Source organism: Algoriphagus sp. Y33, from assembly GCF_014838715.1.
Classification (GTDB): Bacteria; Bacteroidota; Bacteroidia; order Cytophagales; family Cyclobacteriaceae; genus Algoriphagus.
The window spans coordinates 5,967,110-5,986,634 of sequence record NZ_CP061947.1 but is presented as its reverse complement, the minus strand read 5'-3'; the positions used below and the strand labels follow the sequence as shown (position 1 = coordinate 5,986,634).

Genomic DNA, 19,525 nt, shown 5'->3' with positions numbered 1-19,525 from the left:
ACGCATATGATCCTGAAAGGATCAAACATCTCAATAGCCATGGGTAAAACCCACGGATTAGACGACATATTTTGGGAATCCCACGACCCCGAAGGCGGTCGAACTATTAAATTTCAGAGCGCCTGGCCGTTAAAAATCCCCCTTACCCCCTTTAATGAATTTTCGATTCCAAAAGAACTGATGAAATCAAGGGGGAATTGATCCTGCAATCATCAGAATGGTAATTTTTAATACTCAGCCAGACAAAGCGAGATTAATCCAGCTTCTAGAGTAACAGGAAAGCATTCATTTGTGCTCTCTGCGTTAACCTTTGTGCCCTCTGTGGTTGAAAAAATAAAAACCACAACCCTTGCGAGCTGTGGTTTTGGAAAGTAGGTCTATCGTTTATTATTTACCTCCAAGCGCATTGGCTCCGGAGACAATTTCAAGTATTTCGTTTGTGATGGCAGCCTGACGGGTTCTGTTATACGTCAATCTTAACTCTTTGAGCAACTCACCTGCATTATCGGTAGCTTTATCCATCGCTGTCATTCTAGCACCATGCTCGGACGCATTGCTTTCCAATACAGCCTTATAAAATTGGATCTTCAATGAAGTGGGAACCAATTCTTCAATAATATACGCTCTCGACGGCTCCAAAATATAATCTGTATCAGGAGTTTTCTCCTCAGCAGAATCTTCCTTCGCCATCGGTAGGAATTGCTCTACACGAACCTCTTGAGTAGCTACGTTTTTGAATTCATTGAATACCAGAACAACCTGATCGTAGTCTCCTGATACAAAAGAATTCATAGCATATTCTGCCGCATTTCTCACATTGTCGAAAGTAAGATCCTGAAAAATCTGATAATAATCAGATACCATTTTGAAATCTTGCTTTTTAAATGTCTCAAATGCCTTTTTCCCCACAGGAAGTATAGTGATATCCTTATCTACGAACTGTCTCGCCACAGCCAGATTCACTGCTTTGATAATATTCGAGTTAAAAGCACCACAAAGTCCTTTGTCAGAAGTAACAGGGATGATCAATACATTTTTCACCTCTCTCTTCTCGGAAAATACTATATCTGCAGCTCCATCAGAAGCAGCTGACACATTGTTCAGGATTTGGGTCAACTTCTGAGAGTAAGGACGCATCTGTACGATTTTGTCCTGAGCTCTTCTAAGTTTGGCAGCGGACACCATTTTCATGGCCTTAGTAATCTGCTGGGTAGAGACTACTGAGGTTATCCGTTCCTTTACTTCCTTAAGGTTAGCCATCTTGCTTGCGTTGTGCTAGGGTATAAATAATCGGAGGACTAGTATCCTCCGGAATTCAAATCATTTAGTTGGAGTACTTGGGAGCCAATTCAGCAGCTGCCTTGGAAAGAACTTTTCCTGCTCCATCCACGTCACCTTTCAGGATCAATTCAAGAGCTTCAGGATATGAAGTATCCAACAGTGTGTAGAATTCTTTCTCAAAAGCTCTTGCTTTTTCAACAGGAACAGTGTCCATCAATCCTTTGGTAGAAGCGTAGATAATCGCTACCTGATGAGCTACCGAAACTGGAGAATACTGTGGCTGCTTCAAAATCTCTTGGTTTCTTCTTCCTCTTTCAATGGTACGCTTAGTAGTTGCATCCAGATCAGAACCAAACTTAGAGAATGCTTCCAGTTCACGGAAAGCTGCCTGATCCAATTTCAAGGTACCGGCAATTTTCTTCATCGATTTGATCTGGGCGTTACCGCCTACTCTTGATACCGAGATACCTACGTTGATCGCAGGACGGATACCTGAGTTGAAAAGATTGGTTTCAAGGAAGATCTGACCATCAGTAATAGAAATCACGTTGGTCGGGATATAGGCAGAGACGTCACCGGCTTGGGTTTCGATAATCGGAAGTGCAGTCAAAGATCCGCCTCCTTTTACCAAATGCTTGATAGAATCCGGCAAATCGTTCATTTCCTGAGCGATTTTGTCAGACTTATTGATTTTCGCAGCTCTTTCAAGCAATCTTGAGTGAAGGTAAAATACGTCACCAGGATATGCTTCACGTCCCGGAGGTCTTCTCAATAGAAGAGAAACTTCACGGTAAGCAACTGCTTGCTTGGAAAGATCATCATATACTACCAAGGCAGGACGGCCTGTATCGCGGAAAAATTCACCGATCGATGCACCTGTAAATGGAGCAAAGAACTGCATCGGAGCAGGATCAGATGCAGGAGCTGCTACGACCACTGTATAAGGAAGCGCACCGCCTTTTTCCAGTGCTGCTACTACACCTGCAACGGTAGAAGCTTTCTGTCCGATTGCTACGTAGATACAGAATACCGGCTCACCTTTATCGTAAAATTCTTTTTGGTTCAAGATAGCATCGATCACTACCGCAGTCTTACCAGTCTGACGGTCACCGATCACCAATTCTCTTTGACCTCTACCGATTGGAATCATCGCATCAATAGATTTGATACCAGTCTGAAGAGGCTCGGTTACCGGCTGACGATAGATTACACCCGGAGCTTTACGTTCCAACGGCATTTCGTACAAGTCACCGGCTATAGGTCCCTTTCCGTCTATAGGATTACCCAAGGTATCCACTACACGGCCAAGCATTCCTTCACCTACTTGTATAGAGGCAATTCTTTTGGTTCTTTTTACGGTATCACCCTCTTTTACAGATTTGGAATCACCGAAAAGTACAGCTCCGACATTATCCTCTTCAAGATTCAGTACCATTGCTTTCAGACCGTTGTCGAATTCGAGCAATTCTCCGGACTGAGCCTTAGAAAGTCCATAGATACGAGCTACACCATCCCCCACTTGAAGGACTGTACCCACTTCTTCGAGTTCAGCTTCGGTTCTTGCACCAGAGAGTTGTTCTCTTAAAATTGCCGAAACTTCATCAGGTCTTACTTCTGCCATGATATATAGATTAAATGCTTTTTGTTAGATTTTACTTTCGTAATGATTTTGGGTAAACTGAGTCTTCAACTGTCTCAGTTTGCTACTCAATGATTCATCAATCTGACGATCATTTACTGTCAAAATATATCCACCTATCAACTTTGGATTTATTTTTTCCACCAATTGTACCGACTTCTTACCGGAAATCTCTTTCACCACTTCCGCAAACTCGCTGCGAAGGGTGTCATCGATAGGGAATGTGGTGGTCACTTCGGCTACCTGAATAGACTTATGAAGATTATACTGGTTTTCAAACTCCTTGGCAACGTCGAGAAGAATCTCTTCTCTATTCTTAAGGGACACAATTTCAAAGAAAGTCATCGTAAGCGAATCCGAACTTTTGACAAAAAGTGCTTTAAGGATATTGAGCTTTTTGTCAGAATTGATTACAGGATTCCTTAGAACCAAGGCCAATTCATTGTTACTTGCCGCCAACTCCGTAAGTCGTTGGAAATCTGTATGCACCTCTTCTAGTCTTCCTTTTTCCAAAGAAAGTTCCATGATCGACTTCGCATAGCGGGAGGCTACTCTCTGGTTTGACATGGAAGGGTATTAGTTAAGCTTAAGTTCTTTGATAAATCCGTCTACCAAATCTTTTTGGGATTTGTCATCAGACAGATTTTTTCTCAATAATTTCTCTGTAATATCCAAAGAAAGGGCAGCGACTTGAGTTTTCACATCTGCCAAAGCAGCTTTCTTCTCTGTTTCTATCACTGCTTTCGCATTTTCTATCATCAAAGCCCCCGCCTTTACAGCTTCAGCTTTGGCATCATCGACCATTTTCACAGAAACATCTTGCGCTTTCTTAAGAATAGTATCTCTTTCCAATCTGGCTTCCGCAAGTAGTTTTTCATTTTCAGCTTTCAGATTAGCCATTTCATTTCTGGCTGTCTCTGCTGCTTTCAGAGCATTGTTGATACTGGTTTCCCTTTCTTCAATGGCTGCAAGCATAGGCTTCCATGCAAACTTGATAAGGATAAACAAGAGTGCCAAAAAGCCAAACAACTGCCAGAAGATCAGTCCGGAACTAGGTAGAATCAGATCCATGAGATATAGTTAATTTCGTTATTGTTCAAAAAGAAGGATTGGCCATGAAGGCCAATCCCGGTTCATTTGTTCTTAGAAAGCGATACCGCCTGCATTCAATGCAATAAGTAGACATACTACCACTGCAAACAGGGAAACCACCTCGATCAACGCTGCAATGATCAACATAGCAGTCTGGATCTTGCCTGCAGCCTCTGGCTGACGGGCAATAGATTCCATAGCCTGACCACCGATACGACCGATACCAAGTCCTGCGCCAATCGCAACAATACCTGCACCGATACCGGCACCCATAAGCGCCATTCCAGCTGTCAATAAGATTGAAGTTAACATAAGTTTATATTTATAAATTGAACAAAGAAATTCCTAATTAATGTGCTTCCTCATGCCCGTGCTCAGCCACTGCCGAACCAATATACATCGCAGTGAACAGCGTAAATACATAGGCTTGGATCGTAGCCACCAACAATTCAATCATATTGATGAAAGTAACCATCAGGGTACTTACCACCCCTATAGTATAAGACTCAAAAATAAACACCAGTGCAATGAATGCCAAGATCACAATATGACCTGCTGTGATCGCCACAAAAAGACGGACCATCAAAGCGAAAGGCTTGGTAAATAACCCGATAATCTCTACCGGAACGATTACCAACAACAAAGGGACAGGAACTCCAGGAGTCATAAACACGTGCTTCCAATAGTCCTTATTTCCATTCACATTCACCAATATAAATGTCAAAATGGCCAACGTAGCTGTCACAGCGATATTCCCAGTGAGGTTAGCAGCCCCCGGCAGCAATCCAATCAAATTACCGATCCAGATAAAAAAGAAAAGGGTAAGGAGATAAGGAACGAACTTCTTGTACTTAGGGCCGATTGCCTTGTGTGCAATCTCATCCCTTACGAAAATCACAATTGGCTCCACTATGGCAGCTGCTCCTTTGGGGGCAATTGCTCCGTTTTTCTTATAATGCCCAGCGGCGGAAAGTGACAAAATCATCACTACTGCTATCACTAAAAACATCATCGCGACGTTCTTGGTAATAGACAAATCTGTAAAAGCCGCCCCATCTACCCGTCCCAGATGGTCATGAGAATCGATGAAATAACCTTTATAAGCATACTCCTCACCGAATGCATGAGTCTCATGATCCTGAAAGTCAGAAGAACTGAAAAACTCCAAACCTCTATCCGAAGAATATACGATTACAGGCAAGGAAAGCGTCACGTGGGTATGTCCGACATTGAAAAAATGCCACTCGTGCGAGTCCTTGATGTGATGCATGATGAAGCCTGTAGGATCTTCACCTCCATCTTCAGAATCCGCTCCAGATGCAAAAGACATACTGGAGAAACTCAGCAAAAACGCTGACAATAAAATACTTAGGTAAAGAAATTTGCGCGTCATCTACTCTTTATTTGAGGGCTACTTCGAAATCGGGCGCAAGTTAGCCAGAAAGGTGTAGATATCAAAAACCAGATAGAACAAAAAAAGAATAAAGAAATTCACTACAAACAAAAGAATATTCTCTGCGCCTATAAAAACCATGATTCCTATGAAGGATAGGGAGGCAATTATCCTTATTACCATACCCAGCATCTTTATCTGAAGTAGGTTTTCCGTAGAACCTTTTAGCAGCCAAATACTCGTAACGCCTACTAAATAGGAGGTTACAGCCAAAAATGTCAGAATTTTCCAGATATCTTCATGGATAGTAGAAGGCAACAACCAATCAAGTAGAGCTATCAGTAAACAAACCATTCCTGTCAGCAGGAAAAATTTTAAATGATAATTGGTTTTCAATGTCATGGAAATTAATTTTTCAACAAATCTATTCCAAATTTTCTTTTGTAGGCTACCTATCCGATCGAATCGAAAGCCATAACTGATAAAATGCTATCCCAATGGAGAGAAAACAAAAAAGAAGCAACCACACGGGGAATTTCATGTCACTTTTCTGCTGTAGCCACCAGCCAAGCCAAGTCCCTGCACCGATTACCCCAAATAACTGAAAAGAAAGCCCAATATATTTGACATATACTGGGGTACTTTTTGACTTGTTCTCTTTGGGTTCTTGGTTCATGGGGAATGATGTGGACGATTCAAGTTACTGATAATCCATGATCTCAAAACAATCACTTCTCACTTCACAAATAATAGAACGTCAAATTCGTTCACTAAGTAAACCAAAAATCCTATTTTGCTCCCTGAATTGGGCCAAACAACTCATGAGGAAAATTTCCGGACTAGTATTAGTCATTTTATTTTTTACGGGGGCGTGCTCTTCTGAGCGCAACACCTTTGTTAACAGGACATTCCACAATGTAACTGCACATTATAATGCTTATTATCTCGCTGACGTAAAACTGAAAGAGGTTGAAAGTGAAGTTTTTCAGAATTACAAAGAAGACTATACCCAGATACTACCTGTCTTTATTCCATTCGATTCTGCCACCATCCAGGCGAATTCCGAAAAACTTCAATCTTCACGAGAACTGGCTTCCAAAGCGATCGAGTGGCACAGAATCAGTAGCTGGGTAGATGACAGTTACTACATTCTTGGCAAGTTGGATTATTACCAGTCGCAATTTGACGATGCACAGAACACCTTCAAGTATGTCAATGTAAATTCCAAAGATTCCGATCTAAGACATCAAACATTGATCACCTTGCTTCGCCTCTATGTAGATCAGGGAGAATTCGAAAATGCGAACTTCACCATTGATTACCTCTCAAAAGAAAAAGGGATTTCGGAAAAAAACCGATACGATCTCTACAGGGCCCTAGCCTACTATTACGAAAAAAGAGGGGACAAAAGTGGGGTTATCGGCGCATTGGACAAGGCAATAGAATATTCCCAAAACAAAAAAGAAGAGTCTAGAATCAACTTCATCTTAGCCCAACGCTATCAGCGGGAAGGCTTCGATGCGCTGGCTTATGGGTATTATGAAAAATCCCTAGCAGGAAATCCTCCCTATGAACGAAGCTTCTATGCCCAACTATATGCCCAGCAAGTAGCAGAGTTAAATGCTTCTAAGGATCTTAGAAAGGTTAGAAAGTATTATGACGATCTCTATGAAGATCCCAAAAACAGAGATTTAAAGGATGTAGTAATCTACGAGCGGGCTCTTTTTGAGGAAAAACAAGGAGACACCAAACTCACACTTGACTTGCTTCACCAAGCAGCAAAGGAGCCGGGAAGCAACCCCAGAGTGAAAGGTTATATCTATCAGAAGCTCGCAGAAATAAATCTGGCCGAATTCAAAGATTATCGGGCCACCAAATACTACCTGGATTCTGCACTCACCCACATTAAGGAAAACGATCCCGTAGCTCTCGAAATCACCAATCAGAAAGAATCTCTAGATCAATATGTATTCCATTTCGAACGGATACAAGGCAATGACAGCTTGTTGAAGTTGGCCAAACTGACTCCTCACGAGCAAAAATTGGTCGCAGAAAACTATATCAAATCCGAAGAAGAACGCCTTATAAGTGAGGCTAAAGCACTTCAGAAACCACAAAGCACAAGTATTTTTGACAATCTATTAGCTTTCAGCGACAGGGGAACCGGTTCGTCATTTTACTTCGACAATAACTTGGCTATGCAGCAGGGAGCGATAGATTTCAGAAGAACTTGGGGAAATAGACCTTTGCAGGACAATTGGAGGAGAAGCGCCGTAAGCTTGCAAAGTACCCCTCCTACCCTTACAGAATCTTCTGAAAATGATTCGACGGCTATAGAAGGTGAAAGTCTTGTAAGCCAATTGCCCTCATTAGATGATCTATTAGCTGGGATACCTAACTCCCCAGAACAAATAGAAAGTCTAAATCTTGAACTGGAGGAATCATATTTTGAATTAGGCAAACTCTTATACTTTGAGCTAAAAGAAACTAAACAAAGTATTGAAAACCTGGAAACCTTGGTTCGGGACTATCCCAATTCTTCCAGAAAGCCCGAAGCATATTATTTATTGTATTTAGGACAAAAAGATCTTGGAGGCAATTCCCGGCAATATATTAGCCGTCTCAACAGCGAATTCCCTGAATCCCAGTATACATTTTCTGTAAACAACCCCGATGCTGCATCAGGTAATCTTGCCTATGTAGAATCTTCCAAAAAGTATGAACAGGCCTATAACGCCTTTTATGACGGACAATATCAGGCCAGTAAAAGCATTATAAAATCTGCTTTGGAAGAGTACCCCCTTACACGAAATACTGAACGGTTATTACTACTTGATATTATGGTCACCGGCAAAACTGATAGCCGCGTCAGGTATAGAGAACGACTGGAAAATTATATTCAGAATACTCAAGATGCCAATCTCAAAGAATTGGCAAGGAATATGCTAAAACCAATGCTATCTCTGTCAGAACTGTCAGAACTGAATCCCAAAGAAATCGAAGAATCAGATTCCGTGAAGGTTGAAAGCTCAGATTTGGAAGAAAATGGGGATAAGGAGATGTTGACAGAGTCCCCGTATAAGTACAGTGAAACTTCAACACATATCTTTGTGATTGCAATGGATCAGGGACAGGTTGAATCTGCTAAAAGTCTTTTGGCGGATTTAGAGAGTTTTCATTCCCGGAATTTCCCCAAAGCAAGGCTGAGAACAGGAAATATGAACATGAACAAGGACAATGCAATATTCATCATTAGTCCTTTTTCGGATGCAGAGAAGGCAAAAGAATATTACAGTAAGTTTCAAAAAGAATTTATATCCCAAGACCTATCTGATAAGATAAAATCCAACTCCTTTGTGATTTCAATCGAGAACTTTCAGACCCTGAATAAAAGTAAAAATTTAGAAGAATACAGGACTTTCTTTAAGTCCACTTATAAGTAAACTATGAGTAACAAAACAGAACCCCAAACTTCCACCTGGGTAGCCAAGACAATCAAATTTCTTTGGATTGCCTTTATAGCAGGGTTTTTAGGTTTCATTCTTTTCGTTTGGATGATTAGCATCAATTTCCTGGGGCTGTTTGGAACTCTTCCTGACTTCAAAGCCTTGGAAAATCCCGATTCGGAAATCGCATCCGAACTGTATTCTACTGACGGAGTACTTTTGGGGCAATACTTCCGGGAAAACAGAAGTCCTGTGAAGTATGAAGAGCTATCGCCTAACTTGGTCAAAGCACTTATTGCCACTGAGGATGTACGTTTTGAAGAGCATTCGGGTATAGACATGAAAGCCATGATGCGGGTATTGTTCAAGTCTCTCCTTTTGGGACAAAATGCGGGCGGCGGATCTACTCTAAGCCAACAAACAGCCAAAAATCTCTTTAAAACAAGGACTGATGCCAGCAATGGGCTGCTCAGTAAGGTGCCGGGTCTTCGCATGCTTATTATAAAAACTAAAGAGTGGATTGTAGCCACTCAATTGGAAAAAGCGTACACCAAAAATGAGATTCTTACACTTTACCTTAATACCTCTGATTTTGGATCCAATGCATTTGGAATTAAAACCGCAGCCAAAACCTTTTTCAATAAAAAACCTTCCGAACTAACCATTCAGGAATCAGCGGTATTAGTAGGCCTTTTTAAAGCACCATCTTACTATAGTCCGGTATACAATCCGGATAATTCATTGAGAAGAAGAAATACCGTCCTCGCTCAGATGATGAGAAATGACTACCTAAGTAGAGATGAGTTTGACTCTTTATCTGTGTTGCCCATCGAACTGAACTACAGTGTGGCCAATCAAAATAAAGGACTAGCCACCTATTTCCGTGAAATAGTAAAGGCGGACCTGATCAAATGGACCAAAGAAAACCTGAAATCCGACGGTAGCGCATATGATCTCTACGGGGATGGCTTAAGGGTATATGCTACCATTGACAGTAGAATGCAACGCTATGCTGAAGAGGCAGTATCAGATCACATGAAAACCCTGCAAGCGGCTTTTTACAAAGAGATGGGTACTAGAGATCCTTGGATAGATGGGAGCTTCCGCGTAATCCCCAATTTCATTGAGGACGCCGTGAAACGGACAGAAGCTTATCGGCTGCTTAAAGTACGTTATGGCAACGATACAGACTCTATCAATCTTAAGCTGAATGAGAAGAAAAGAATGAAGGTATTCTCATGGGAAAATGGCGAATTGGATACACTTATGAGCTCTATGGACTCGCTCAGATATTACAAAAAAATGCTTCAGGCAGGATTCATGAGTATGGATCCCCACACAGGTCAGATCAAAGCCTGGGTTGGTGGACTGGATCACAAGTACTTTAAATTTGACCACGTATTGAGAGGCAAAAGGCAACCCGGCTCCACATTTAAGCCTTTCGTGTATGCAGCTGCTATTGAAAATGGCTACAGCCCCTGCTATAGTGTAATTGATCAACCTGTTGAAGTATACATTCCCGGACAACCTACCTGGAGTCCTTCCAACGCTGATGGAAAGTTTACCTATCAGAAAATGACTATCCGGAAAGCTATGGCACAGTCGGTCAATTCCATCACTGCCTATATGATGAAAAAACTTAGTCCAAAAATTGTGGCCGAAACTGCAAGAAGATTAGGTATCACCAGTGATCTGGAGGAAGTGCCGTCATTGGCTCTGGGGGTAAACGATGTATCTATTTTCGAGATGGTAGGAGCTTTTGGGACATTCGTCAACAAAGGTGAGCATACCACACCGTTCTATATAGATAGGATTGAAGACAAAAATGGAAATGTAATCCAGCAATTCACTCCCAAAAAGAGACCCGCTATGAGTGAAGAGCATGCGTACTTAATGACCTACATGCTAAGGGGTGGTTTTGAAGAAGGAGGCGGAACAAGCCAAGGAGTGCCCTATTCACTACGGGAAGGCAATGAACTGGGAGGAAAGACAGGAACTACCCAAAATGCATCCGACGGCTGGTATATGGGTATCAGCAAAGACCTTGTGAGTGGGACTTGGGTAGGCGGCGACGACCGTGCCATTCACTTTAGAAGTTGGATAGCGGGACAAGGCGGGAGAACGGCCAGACCTATATGGGTGAATTATATGACAAAAGTATATGAAGATAAAAGCTTAGGCTATACCAAAGGACCTTTCCCTAGGCCTGAACGACCACTAAGCATAGAGATAGACTGTGATGTATACGAAAAAGAAAGCCAGCGATTTGCGGATTTTGATTACGATACGCAGAAAAACGATTTCTAGAAAAAACACAAATCCTCTTAAAAAAACAGTCTTAATCCAAGGCTGTTTTTTTAATTTTAGGCCATGCACTCATCCTCCTTTTTACCTGCTGAGCATTTGACACTCCCCGATCAGCCCGGAGTATATAAGTATTTCAATGAGGAAAATGAACTAATCTATGTGGGCAAAGCCAAAAGCCTCAAGAAGAGAGTTAGCAGCTATTTTAACAAAAACACAGGAGTGAACCTCAAGACCAGAAAAATGGTCAAAGAGATAAGAAGAATAGAAATCACCCTGGTTAACAGTGAATTTGATGCGCTGTTGCTTGAAAATAATCTTATAAAAAAAACTCACCCGAAATATAACATTCTTCTGCGTGATGATAAGACCTACCCTTATCTGCTGCTGACTAAAGAGAATTTCCCCAGACTTTTCCCCACCAGGAAAATGATTCCAAGAAAAGGCACTTACTATGGTCCTTTTGCAAGCGTGAAGGCCATGAATACGGTGCTTGATCTGATACGCAATTTATTTACTATCCGTACCTGCAAGCTGGATCTGTCACCCTACAAGGTAGCGGAAGGGAAATATAAAGTATGCTTGGAATATCACATTGGCAACTGTCAAGGTCCATGCGTGGGGCTTCAAAAAGAGGTAGATTACCAAAGAGAGCTAGAGCAGGTGAAGCATGTCTTAAAGGGAAATCTGGGAATCGCAAAGACATACTTCAAACAGGAAATGCAGCACCATGCGGAGAACTTGCAATTCGAAAAGGCACAGCTCATGAAAGAAAAGTTGGAGTCACTGGAGAACTACCAAGCAAAATCCCTTGTAGCCAGTCCTTCCATTAATAACCTTGACGTCTGCACGATTGTCTCCGACGAGAAAAGTGCATATGTGAATTTCATGCGGGTAAAAAATGGTGCTTTAATTACATCCAAGAATGTAGAACTTAAGAAAAAACTAGATGAATCAGATGAACAGTTGCTTTTAACAGCTTTAATCCGGCTTCAAGATCAATTTCAGAGTGACGCCGATGAGGTCTTGCTAAACATAGAATTGACAGAACCTATTGAAGGCCTGAATGTATTTATGCCTAAAATCGGAGACAAGAAAAAGCTAATTGAACTCTCGCTAAAGAATGCTCTGTACTATAAAAAAGAAAAAGCACTGTTGCTTGGTCTTAATCAGGATAAAAAAGACCGTGTCATCAGGCAGCTCCAACAAGATCTGAGTCTACCGGAAATCCCCGACCACATTGAATGCTTCGATAACTCAAATATTCAGGGTACAAACCCGGTAGCCAGCATGGTCTGTTTTCTCAATGGCAAACCAGCTGTAAAAGAATATCGAAAATACCATATCAAAACAGTGGTGGGACCCGATGACTTTGCCAGCATGAAAGAGGTGGTAAGCAGACGATACAAGCGCTTGCAGGAAGAAAGTAAGCCAATGCCAAAGTTGATCGTAATTGACGGTGGTAAAGGGCAACTATCCTCAGCCGTGGAAGCACTAAAGGAACTGGGGGTATATGGTCAGATGCCAATTATCGGAATTGCCAAACGGCTTGAAGAAATCTATTTTCCGGGAGATTCCTACCCTATTCATATCGACAAAAAATCCGAAAGCCTAAGACTATTGCAACGAATCCGTGATGAAGCGCACAGATTTGCCATCACATTCCACAGAAGCACAAGGAGTAAAAATGCTTTCGGCACTCAACTGACCGCTATTCCGGGAATTGGTAAAAGCACTGCGGACAACTTATTGAGCCACTTCAAATCAGTTAAGAAAATAAGTGAGGCCAGTGAAGAGGAAATTGCAAGGGTAATCGGTGCCAGTCGGGCAAGGGCGTTGACAGCTTGGAAAGAAAAAAATAAAGGGGCTTAAAAAAGCCCCTTTATCTTACCACTCCCAAAGGGAATTTTCGTATTCCAACAACTTATACTCAAATGCCAACGCATCTATGTAAGCTTGCATCTCAGGATTGGGATGGTCAAGAGCTACAAGATCAGCAATCAGCGCCTCTTCCGAATTGGTGAATTTTCTCACTACAGATCTAAACAACCTAGTTTCGAAAGCCTCATCATAAGTCAAACTTTTTGATTCGTTTTGGAAGTTAAGCCATCTTGCTTCAGGATGATCTTTGAAATACTCATAGAAATCTTTGTACCGGATAAAGCCAATGGTTTTCTGTCCTGCATTGGAATTGGTTTCAGAAGGCATAACTAACTCAAGATATTTAATATCAAATACCATATCTGAATGATGCTTGTCGAAAACAAAATCCTCTTTGAAGTCGAGGTAATACAACTGCTTGGAGAAGATGCTGTCTCCGGTAGCATTCAACCAGAAATTATCCTGAAACTCTGCAATAGAAAGTGGCTGCGTGAATTCCTCATCACCAAACACTTCCAGTGCATTCTCCTCAACGATTGCCTTATAAATTTGATTTACAATTCCATTTGATTTGGTATCCCCGGATCCATACAGTGACCTATTGTACTTTTCACGAAGGTCAATTCTTCGCCATACACCGACTTGATACATTTTATCATCTTCCCTGATTCTTTTGGCAGAGTAGATAGTATCCATCTTGAACTGACGATCTCCATATCCCGAAGGACTTACGCTTGTAGGGGCAATTTGCGCCTCACTCGTAAGCGGCGCAATGCCTGCTGCTACAAGCAGGGACAAGATTAATTTTGGAAGAAACTTTTTCATAATCATTCGTTTATCTTGATCCCTAATTACGTTTTACTTAACGCGAATAGGAACAACTTGTCTTAATTCTGAAGGAATTTTATTTCCTCTGAAGTTTGTTCTGGTTACTTGCCTGATTTCGAAAACGACAACATCACCTGCTCTGGCACTTTCTAATAACGACCTCATTGCTAAACTATTACCACTTGAGATCTGAACTGTCTGCCTTGGCACTTCATTTCTCAGCAATCTCATTTCACCTCCCGTTACTTCAAAATTAGCATCTTTAGCCATAGTCCTTGCAAAGGTTGGCTCTGCCTTAGCCAGTAACTTAAGACTCATCAATGAACTGATGGCTTGAGCTTGACTGAGATCAAGCTCTGATCCATTGGCTGTAACAGGAACTAGGGAAGGAGTCGGTACCGGTTTGATATCATAATCAACTGCACCGATTTTATTTCCTCCACTGCTCACACCAATATTTACTTTTCCTGATGCCCCTGGAATCACCGTCAACTGCCCTGGCTTACTTCCTTTGATGGACTGTCCATTGCTCACGGCGAACTCAGGAGAATAGGTATTGCCCAAAGCAGGTACTTCAATCAAAAGCTCATTGGCACAATCAGCATAAAGCTGCTGAACCACTTCGGAAGAAACCTTTATAACAGGTTGGGCAACAAAATATTCATATTCTACCGGAAGTACTTTATCCTCACCTCCAACATTGGTAACTATCTCTCCTTTGATTACTCTTCTGGCCAAGCCCCGGTCATCGTACTCACTTGCAGGAGTCACCGGGAACTCAATCTTACCAAAACCGCTGGCATCAACCGGCACCGAACGGCCGTCGACAGTCATAGTAGGAATTGACGAAGTAGAGCTGGAAGCAATAAACATATCCGCTTCGAACTTCGTACCCGCAGCTACTACATTGGATAACGCCGCTATTCTAGCCTCGGTTACATCCGCCTTGAAGAAGAACGAACCTATGGTATTCTGTACAGCAGTCAGAGATTCGCTTTCTATGTTCAAGACCTCATTTTGGTACTGAGATATCAAGGCTATCACTGCACCCACCGGAGACTTGACAAAGTTTAGCGCAACGAAATCTTTGTTTCTAGCTTCTCTATCGTTGGCAAAAAGCTCTATATCTGCTGCGTCTTTGGCTATATCATCAAACTTCAAATCAGAAAGTCCTACCGAAGTCAATATTTCAGATACTCTAGCGGGATAAGCATTGAGCCTCGTCTTCATTTCCTCCCCTTTACCATTATTGGCAAAAAGGTTACCTGTAATTTCCGTGTTTTTAAGCTGCGCATTCACGAAGTTACCTTCGTCATTTTTTGCATTGGATTGCGTAATCAAATCCTGCTTAAGTTGCTCCAAATAATCGAACGTCTCTTTAGTAGCCTCTCTAATTTGATTAGCAGCGTTCACTTTTGGCACATCCACTTCCTTGTTTCCTTGTTGATCTACCGTATAGGCGATAGATTCAACAGTCTTTTGGTTCTTATTGATGAAATTTCTGGAAGTTCTCTCCATCCCATCATTAATCAACACAAATTTCTGGAGGATTTGGTTGCTTACCTGGAGGGCCAATAAGGCCGTCAAAACCAGGTACATCATACCAATCATCCGCTGTCTAGGTGTCTCTTTAGCTCCTGCCATTGTTAAGTTTTAATGGATTGTAAATGAATTGAAGAGAAATTAACCTTTCATAGCGGATAGCATTCCACCATAGATTTTATTCAATGAACTAACGTTCTGATTCAATTTTGATAATTCAGTTTTAAATGCTTGTGTCTCTTTACCGGCTTCGGTAAGGCCTTCCATTGCTGCAGTCATGTTCGCATAGAATTTGTTCAATGTTTTCACATGACTATTCGCATCTTGAAGTTCCATTTCATAGACAGAATTCAAAGCGGAAAGATTTTTAGTGACGGTCACCACCTGTGTATGATATGCTTTGGCATCCTGGGATGCAGAAGACATTTCTGTAAGAGCAGCTGCGGTTTTGCTGTATGAAGCGTTCATGTCTACCAACGTTTTGGCGGCAGATTTCACATTGGTAGCGTATTCATTGGTTGCCACAGCAGCATCGGACAGATTGCCCATTTTCTCAGCAGAAACAGCAAGATTCTGCATTCCTTTACCCAAGCTTTCTATCAATTCAGGCCCTACCTTCGCATTTGCAAGCATCTCGTCCAATTTCTGGGTGATTTGATCTCCACCACTTGTCACTACTCTTTGCGCCTTTGGAGCAGCAGGTGCATCACCTGCCAGTTCTGGATAAACCTTCGACCAATCTACATCTTGATGTTGTGGCTCAAATGCTGAAAGGAAAAATATAAATGCCTCAGTACTAAGTCCAATACCAATCATCCAGTTGGCGAATGGTAAATCCAAAATTTTAAACATAGCACCAAGAATAACCACTGCTGCACCAATACCATAAATTTTTGGCATTATGCTGGAATAAAATTTTGCTGAAAATGAGTTGCTGTTACTAGCCATGTGAAATGAAGTAATAAGTTGTTAGGTAGTTGTTTTTGTTATAGGATAAAGGTTATCTTCTTCTTCGTGTAGAGCTTTTTATATCCATTGCGCCAGAACGGCCAATAAATGTCATTTTTGTTCTGAATCCAATGTGTGCCTGAGCTACATCCTCGTATTCATAGGTTCTTGTACTCGTTTCCAGATAATGGGCGATATCTTTCCAACTTCCGCCTCTTACAACTTTTCTAGGCTCATTAGGATCATCATACACCGGGTTCAAATCCCACATGATCGTACTTGACGTAGTAGCATAAGCATCCAGAACCCATTCGGCTACATTCCCGGACATGTTGTATAGTCCATAACCATTTGGAGCAAATACATCCACAGGAGCAGTGTAAGCAAAGCCATCATCTATATAATTACCGCGTCCCGGTTTGAAGTTAGCCATCAAGCAACCTCTCTTGTTCTTTAAGTAAGGGCCACCCCAAGGATACTTGGCTACGTCTTTCCCTCCTTTGGCCGCATACTCCCATTCTGCTTCAGAGGGAAGCTGAAATGCCGGACCGTCAAAATCACTTTCGTCATTTGCTCTCATGTGATAGGTTTTCCATTCACAGTATTTCTTTGCCTGATCCCAAGAAACCCCAACTACAGGGTAATTATCAAAAGCGGGATGATCAAAGTAAAACTCCATCAATGGATCTCCGTAGTGATAGGCAAAACTCGTCGACCAAACAGTAGTGTCAGGTTTAAGTTCTTCGTAATTCAACTGGGGAGGATCTTTCAATGTGGTAGGTGTACCCGTCTCATAAGTCCCACTTTTCACAGCTTCCAAAAATTGGCGGTACTTATTATTGGACACTTCGTACTTGTCCATAAAAAATTCTGAAATGGTAATCTGTTTGTTGAGTGCGGATTGCGTGTAAGCAATATCTTCATCAGCTTGTCCCATCCAAAAAGTTCCAGCCTTAACGGGAACCATATCGTAAGGTAGGTTCTGCTGCCAGTTAGTTCGCTTAGGAACTCCCGTCACCTCTCCTCTTCTGTTCAACTTTTCGCTTGCTGCTCCTTTCTTTCCAAAAAGGCCGCAACCCGGCAAAAGTGTCACCAGTGCCAAACCTAAGGTTATGGGCATTAAGCGAACATTAATTTTTCTATACATAAATGACGTTTTTTCGTGCATCAAATAATTACGCTGTGTAAAGTATCTTCAAGATTCGAAATTTAGCTGAATTTGGCACAATAATGCAAATAACCTGCCAAAATATGGGACAATGATAATCTGTAGTTAAAACTCATCCAATACAAAATCCACTATTTCAGACAATTTCAAAATCTGAACCTAGGAGTTCTTTGGATTACACGCTGCACTTCTCTGCCTACATCGGACAAAGCATAGCGAAGCATCAGCTCATGACTTGTGGGCGATTTGGCTTCCAAGCCACCAACGACTAAGTCAAATGCATAGCCCAATTTGAGCGAGTTGTCTCTTAAAAGACTGTAGCCAAGAATAAAAGAAACCGATTCCTCACCTCTAAATCCAATCCCCCCACTAATCTTATTTTGGTGCGTAGCAATAACGCTCACTTCATAAGAAAAATTATTGAAAGAGACTGTTTTTAAAAGTAGACTAGGCTCAATAGCAAGCGGGCCTACCGGTCTAAATCTATATCCCAACAACAAGTACGAATGGTTTTTCAACTGATTTGCATAAGAACCATCCCCAAAATCGAAGTTCGGCTCATTGATATGCCTACTGCTCAAACCAATATAGTAATCGCGTGTATCCAATAGAAGTCCTGCTCCTACGTTGAAATTAATCTGGCTTTCGTTCCCCGAATTCGGAAGATTTGGTTCAGGATTCACCACTATAAGCTCTCCATAATCTATTGAACTTGAATACATCCCTATATACGCACCAAAGCTCAATGTAGATCTGTTGAGTTTTTTGTGATAGGCTCCCTGCAGATTGATTTCCAAATTCCCCGTTGCGCCTATTTGATCATTGACAAGCGTAAGCCCGTATCCGATATTCTTTCCCTCCACTCTTCCTTGGGCTGTAATCAATTGTGTAGTAGGCGCTCCTCCCTGTCCGGAATTTGTAGTATAATTCAACCACTGTGACCGGTGAAGGGCCGAGAACCTAAACCCACCTTCTTTACCCGCAAAAGCGGGATTATAATACATGCCATTATACATGTATTGGGTAAATTGAGGATCCTGCTGGGCCATCACCGAAGAAATCTCAAAAAAGAGTAACAAGAGAGTGAAATATCTCAAAAAGTATTTCGAATGGCCTTCTTGAATCATCGTATAGTGGTTTAGTCCAATGTAACAACTATTGTAGGAATTTAAACTGAAAAACCACAGATTTAGATTCTATAGTTTTACAAATTATTCACCTTTTTAATGTAAAGTTCCAATGCGCCCGTCATACTTGGGGCATTTGGCATAGGAGCTTCAATATCCAAAATCAAATCCACATCTCTAACCGCTTGTGCTGTGGTCGGTCCAAAAGCAGCAATCCTCGTATTGCCCTGTTCAAAATCAGGAAAATTGATCTTAAGGGATTTTATTCCGGATGGACTGAAAAAAGCTAAAATATCATATTTCACATCAGCCAAATCAGATAAATCTGCTTCCAATGTATGGTAAATAATAGCTTCTGTAAATGCAATCCCATTCTTCTCCATGTATTCCGGGATATCATCTTTCCGAATGTCCGAACAAGGAAATAAATACTTCTCCGATTTATGCTTTTTGAAATAATCGAATAAGTCCTGCGCCGTCTTCTGACCTACGAATAATTTCCGCTTACGGATTACTATATATTTTTGGAGATAATGTGCCGTTTGGTCAGAAATACAGAAATATTTCATGTCCGCAGGCATCTCGATTTTGAAGTCCTTACAGATAGCAAAGAAATGATCTATCGCATTTCGGCTTGTGAATATCACCGCTGTATGCTTCAGAATATCAATCTTCTGCTTACGGAATTCCTTGGGAACCACAGGCTCAACCTTAATAAACTGACGAAAGTCAATCTTCAGGTTATATTTCTCTGCCAGCTGTACATAGGGAGAATTTGCACCCGCCGGGGCTGGTTGAGATACTAGAATACTTTTTACTGGTCTAAACCTGTCTTTGGTAACTGCGCTCATGCTTCTATTATTCCTTTTGATGATT

The 19,525-nt window shown here is 41.6% G+C and carries 17 protein-coding genes; 3 read left to right on the top strand and 14 right to left on the bottom strand.

Going from position 1 to position 19,525, the window contains the following annotated elements; genetic code table 11:
• Positions 1-387: 387 nt before the first annotated feature.
• From atpG to ID165_RS24640, 8 genes are all read right to left on the bottom strand, one after another.
• Entirely contained in the window at positions 388-1,260 is an 873-nt protein-coding gene (gene atpG / locus ID165_RS24675) for an ATP synthase F1 subunit gamma (RefSeq protein WP_192348047.1), read from the bottom strand.
• 64 nt (positions 1,261-1,324) lie between these two features.
• A complete protein-coding gene (gene atpA / locus ID165_RS24670; RefSeq protein WP_192348046.1) occupies positions 1,325-2,902 on the bottom strand; it encodes a F0F1 ATP synthase subunit alpha in 1,578 nt (525 codons plus the stop codon).
• A 24-nt stretch (positions 2,903-2,926) separates the two neighbouring features.
• Positions 2,927-3,487, bottom strand: a complete 561-nt coding sequence (gene atpH / locus ID165_RS24665; RefSeq protein WP_192348045.1) for an ATP synthase F1 subunit delta — start codon at positions 3,485-3,487, stop codon at positions 2,927-2,929.
• A gap of 9 nt (positions 3,488-3,496) precedes the next feature.
• Complete coding sequence (locus ID165_RS24660; protein WP_192348044.1) at positions 3,497-3,991, bottom strand: F0F1 ATP synthase subunit B; 495 nt, start codon at positions 3,989-3,991, stop codon at positions 3,497-3,499.
• A 72-nt stretch (positions 3,992-4,063) separates the two neighbouring features.
• The gene (gene atpE, locus ID165_RS24655; RefSeq protein ID WP_091695803.1) at positions 4,064-4,324 is read right to left on the bottom strand and encodes an ATP synthase F0 subunit C; all 261 of its coding nucleotides are present in this window, start codon (positions 4,322-4,324) and stop codon (positions 4,064-4,066) included.
• Between the two features lie 37 nt (positions 4,325-4,361).
• Positions 4,362-5,405, bottom strand: a complete 1,044-nt coding sequence (gene atpB, locus ID165_RS24650; protein WP_192348043.1) for a F0F1 ATP synthase subunit A — start codon at positions 5,403-5,405, stop codon at positions 4,362-4,364.
• A gap of 18 nt (positions 5,406-5,423) precedes the next feature.
• Complete coding sequence (locus ID165_RS24645; protein WP_192348042.1) at positions 5,424-5,807, bottom strand: hypothetical protein; 384 nt, start codon at positions 5,805-5,807, stop codon at positions 5,424-5,426.
• A gap of 46 nt (positions 5,808-5,853) precedes the next feature.
• Positions 5,854-6,081, bottom strand: coding sequence for an AtpZ/AtpI family protein (locus ID165_RS24640; RefSeq protein WP_192348041.1), 228 nt, complete (start codon positions 6,079-6,081; stop codon positions 5,854-5,856).
• 145 nt (positions 6,082-6,226) lie between these two features.
• Here ID165_RS24640 and ID165_RS24635 point away from each other — a divergent pair, with 145 nt between their 5' ends.
• From ID165_RS24635 to uvrC, 3 genes are all read left to right on the top strand, one after another.
• The gene (locus ID165_RS24635) at positions 6,227-8,848 is read left to right on the top strand and encodes a gliding motility protein (RefSeq protein ID WP_192348040.1); all 2,622 of its coding nucleotides are present in this window, start codon (positions 6,227-6,229) and stop codon (positions 8,846-8,848) included.
• A gap of 3 nt (positions 8,849-8,851) precedes the next feature.
• Entirely contained in the window at positions 8,852-11,158 is a 2,307-nt protein-coding gene (locus tag ID165_RS24630) for a penicillin-binding protein 1A (RefSeq protein ID WP_192348039.1), read from the top strand.
• A gap of 63 nt (positions 11,159-11,221) precedes the next feature.
• On the top strand, positions 11,222-13,027 hold the full coding sequence (gene uvrC, locus ID165_RS24625; RefSeq protein ID WP_192348038.1) for an excinuclease ABC subunit UvrC: 1,806 nt from the start codon (positions 11,222-11,224) through the stop codon (positions 13,025-13,027).
• A 15-nt stretch (positions 13,028-13,042) separates the two neighbouring features.
• Here uvrC and gldN read toward each other — a convergent pair whose 3' ends face one another.
• From gldN to ID165_RS24595, 6 genes are all read right to left on the bottom strand, one after another.
• Complete coding sequence (gene gldN / locus ID165_RS24620) at positions 13,043-13,861, bottom strand: gliding motility protein GldN (protein WP_192348037.1); 819 nt, start codon at positions 13,859-13,861, stop codon at positions 13,043-13,045.
• A gap of 33 nt (positions 13,862-13,894) precedes the next feature.
• Positions 13,895-15,508 (bottom strand): gliding motility protein GldM, encoded by a 1,614-nt coding sequence (gldM, locus tag ID165_RS24615; RefSeq protein WP_192348036.1) that lies wholly within the window; start codon positions 15,506-15,508, stop codon positions 13,895-13,897.
• A gap of 39 nt (positions 15,509-15,547) precedes the next feature.
• Positions 15,548-16,306 carry a gliding motility protein GldL gene (gldL, locus tag ID165_RS24610; protein ID WP_255505094.1) on the bottom strand — a complete coding sequence of 253 codons (759 nt, stop codon included), beginning with the start codon at positions 16,304-16,306 and terminating at the stop codon, positions 15,548-15,550.
• 100 nt (positions 16,307-16,406) lie between these two features.
• On the bottom strand, positions 16,407-17,501 hold the full coding sequence (gldK, locus tag ID165_RS24605) for a gliding motility lipoprotein GldK (protein ID WP_192348034.1): 1,095 nt from the start codon (positions 17,499-17,501) through the stop codon (positions 16,407-16,409).
• A 167-nt stretch (positions 17,502-17,668) separates the two neighbouring features.
• On the bottom strand, positions 17,669-18,649 hold the full coding sequence (locus ID165_RS24600; RefSeq protein ID WP_192348033.1) for a type IX secretion system membrane protein PorP/SprF: 981 nt from the start codon (positions 18,647-18,649) through the stop codon (positions 17,669-17,671).
• A gap of 77 nt (positions 18,650-18,726) precedes the next feature.
• Entirely contained in the window at positions 18,727-19,500 is a 774-nt protein-coding gene (locus tag ID165_RS24595; RefSeq protein ID WP_192348032.1) for a uroporphyrinogen-III synthase, read from the bottom strand.
• Positions 19,501-19,525 lie beyond the last annotated feature (25 nt).

Excerpts from the sequence above, each read along its gene's own strand:
- atpA (WP_192348046.1), bottom strand. The coding sequence starts at position 2,902 with ATGGCAGAAGTAAGACCTGATGAAGTTTCGGCAATTTTAAGAGAACAA.
- ID165_RS24600 (WP_192348033.1), bottom strand. The coding sequence starts at position 18,649 with ATGATTCAAGAAGGCCATTCGAAATACTTTTTGAGATATTTCACTCTC.
- ID165_RS24640 (WP_192348041.1), bottom strand. The coding sequence starts at position 6,081 with ATGAACCAAGAACCCAAAGAGAACAAGTCAAAAAGTACCCCAGTATAT.
- gldL (WP_255505094.1), bottom strand. The coding sequence starts at position 16,306 with ATGCCAAAAATTTATGGTATTGGTGCAGCAGTGGTTATTCTTGGTGCT.
- atpE (WP_091695803.1), bottom strand. The coding sequence starts at position 4,324 with ATGTTAACTTCAATCTTATTGACAGCTGGAATGGCGCTTATGGGTGCC.
- gldN (WP_192348037.1), bottom strand. The coding sequence starts at position 13,861 with ATGAAAAAGTTTCTTCCAAAATTAATCTTGTCCCTGCTTGTAGCAGCA.
- gldM (WP_192348036.1), bottom strand. The coding sequence starts at position 15,508 with ATGGCAGGAGCTAAAGAGACACCTAGACAGCGGATGATTGGTATGATG.
- ID165_RS24595 (WP_192348032.1), bottom strand. The coding sequence starts at position 19,500 with ATGAGCGCAGTTACCAAAGACAGGTTTAGACCAGTAAAAAGTATTCTA.
- ID165_RS24645 (WP_192348042.1), bottom strand. The coding sequence starts at position 5,807 with ATGACATTGAAAACCAATTATCATTTAAAATTTTTCCTGCTGACAGGA.
- atpH (WP_192348045.1), bottom strand. The coding sequence starts at position 3,487 with ATGTCAAACCAGAGAGTAGCCTCCCGCTATGCGAAGTCGATCATGGAA.
- ID165_RS24630 (WP_192348039.1), top strand. The coding sequence starts at position 8,852 with ATGAGTAACAAAACAGAACCCCAAACTTCCACCTGGGTAGCCAAGACA.
- atpG (WP_192348047.1), bottom strand. The coding sequence starts at position 1,260 with ATGGCTAACCTTAAGGAAGTAAAGGAACGGATAACCTCAGTAGTCTCT.
- gldK (WP_192348034.1), bottom strand. The coding sequence starts at position 17,501 with ATGTATAGAAAAATTAATGTTCGCTTAATGCCCATAACCTTAGGTTTG.
- uvrC (WP_192348038.1), top strand. The coding sequence starts at position 11,222 with ATGCACTCATCCTCCTTTTTACCTGCTGAGCATTTGACACTCCCCGAT.
- atpB (WP_192348043.1), bottom strand. The coding sequence starts at position 5,405 with ATGACGCGCAAATTTCTTTACCTAAGTATTTTATTGTCAGCGTTTTTG.
- ID165_RS24660 (WP_192348044.1), bottom strand. The coding sequence starts at position 3,991 with ATGGATCTGATTCTACCTAGTTCCGGACTGATCTTCTGGCAGTTGTTT.
- ID165_RS24635 (WP_192348040.1), top strand. The coding sequence starts at position 6,227 with ATGAGGAAAATTTCCGGACTAGTATTAGTCATTTTATTTTTTACGGGG.